Consider the following 1,701-nt stretch of genomic DNA (forward strand, 5'->3'; position numbering starts at 1 on the left):
CTGTTCCCGGGATTGCCAGGGCAGACGTTTACTGTCCGTGCCGATTCTACATTTCGGCAAGAAGGCTGGTAATATGCTGTGGCGAGATCGGCGTGGCTATTCAATGACTTTCTGGGCGGTATTCATTGGGTTGGTGATGATTCCTGCCCTGGCATTGGCTATTGAACTCGGACGGTATTTTTATGCCATTTCAGAAGTGGCAAAGGCGGCAGACGCTGCGGCAGTTGCCGCTTCCGCTGAGATCAATCAGCAAGTTTTTCAAGATACCGGAAGTCTTGTTCCCACCTCAAGAACCTGGGGGAACGCTCAGGCTTATGTGACTTCAAATACAGCCAGCTTATCCGCTAAAGGGGTGCATGCATTTGTTACAGACATTCAAGTCAGTGGGGGAGATAACACGGTACGGGTCTCTGTGTCAGCAGATTTATCTATCCTGTTTCCATCAGTAGTTCCCAAGGTGCTTGTAACTCAAACCGGGGTGGCCAAACTACGTGTCTTCACGCACTGATCGTTTTTTACCCATAAAGGAGTGTGGCATTATTGAACTGAAATTGACCACCTAGGATAAGCCCGTTGCAATTGTTATACTCTGATTGACAACTCAATATTTCTTAATCAATCGTTGGCCGGACAAAACCCACTGGGATCTGTCTGGCATTTTCTTTTTAACCCTAGATGACGAAGGTTTCATAAACACGGAGGTCAGATGATAAACGATGTAGTTCTAGAAGGAATCGTGGTACGGGATCCATGGAAATTTATGGATGACCTGTTCTTCCGGTTGGTGATCTATCGAGACAGTGATCTACCTGCCAAGAAATTAGATCTGGAACGTGATGCAGGTGATTACATCAACGTCCGGGTCAATGGCGGAGCCAATGGGTTGATCCATATTCGCCGCGGTATGCGATTGCGAGTGCATGGCTTTCTTCAGTCTCGAGATTTCCGCGAAAGTTTGGAAGAGTTTATCAACAAAGCACGGAAATCCAAAAACTGTACTGACCTGGCTGTGGATGTCAAAGCATGCGATTTGAAACAAAACCAGGTATTCATTGACCGAAACGTGGTAGAGGCAGTCGCCAGGCGCATTATTGTGTTGGATGCTGCCGCACCGAACGAGAAAAAAGCCAGATCAATTGAGAGAGTTACGACTGGCAAGCACACTGAAGCGGAGAATGATTCAAGTGAGATGGTATCCACTTCTGGAGAAATTGACACAACTGCTGAATAACTCATCCTATCAACAAACCGAAGGTGAGCATGAGTAATTATCTTTTTGGATTACCTGCAAAAGACCTAAGCGTGTAAAAAAGATAGATGGATGGGTTCAGACCTGAAGTGAATTCTTGATACTTCAGGGTACGTGGAGGATCACAAGATGACGTCCGAATCCCTTGCATAAAGCAAGCTGGATTTCGAGAACTGTCATCGTAAGCTCCCATTGGCATTGGGAGCGAGTGATCCTCCTTTTTGTTTCCGGGAGTCCCCGGATAGTGGGCTTGCACTTTAACAAACAACCTTTTCCTCCCAGGAGGCGTCATGGCGTGCTGAGAAGCAGAAAGGTTCATATTACAAGGAGAAAACAATACTGTATGGGTGGGATGAGTCATTCATCCCACCCACTCAGTATTATTTTCTCCTTGTAATATGAACCTTTCTGCTTCTCAGCACGCCATGACGCCTCCTGGGAGGAAAAGGTTG

2 protein-coding genes are annotated in these 1,701 nt (G+C 46.6%); both read left to right on the plus strand.

The genetic code is table 11. The annotated features are described in order from the left end of the window. The coding region (locus tag VIS94_13965) for a pilus assembly protein TadG-related protein (GenBank protein ID HEY9162178.1) at nt 1-508 on the plus strand (508 nt) is incomplete at its 5' end. 198 nt (nt 509-706) lie between these two features. After that, entirely contained in the window at nt 707-1,231 is a 525-nt protein-coding gene (locus VIS94_13970; protein ID HEY9162179.1) for a hypothetical protein, read from the plus strand. Nucleotides 1,232-1,701 lie beyond the last annotated feature (470 nt).

It is taken from the genome of Desulfomonilia bacterium, from assembly GCA_036567785.1.
Classification (GTDB): Bacteria; Desulfobacterota; Desulfomonilia; order UBA1062; family UBA1062; genus DATCTV01.

Excerpts from the sequence above, each read along its gene's own strand:
- VIS94_13970 (HEY9162179.1), top strand. The coding sequence starts at position 707 with ATGATAAACGATGTAGTTCTAGAAGGAATCGTGGTACGGGATCCATGG.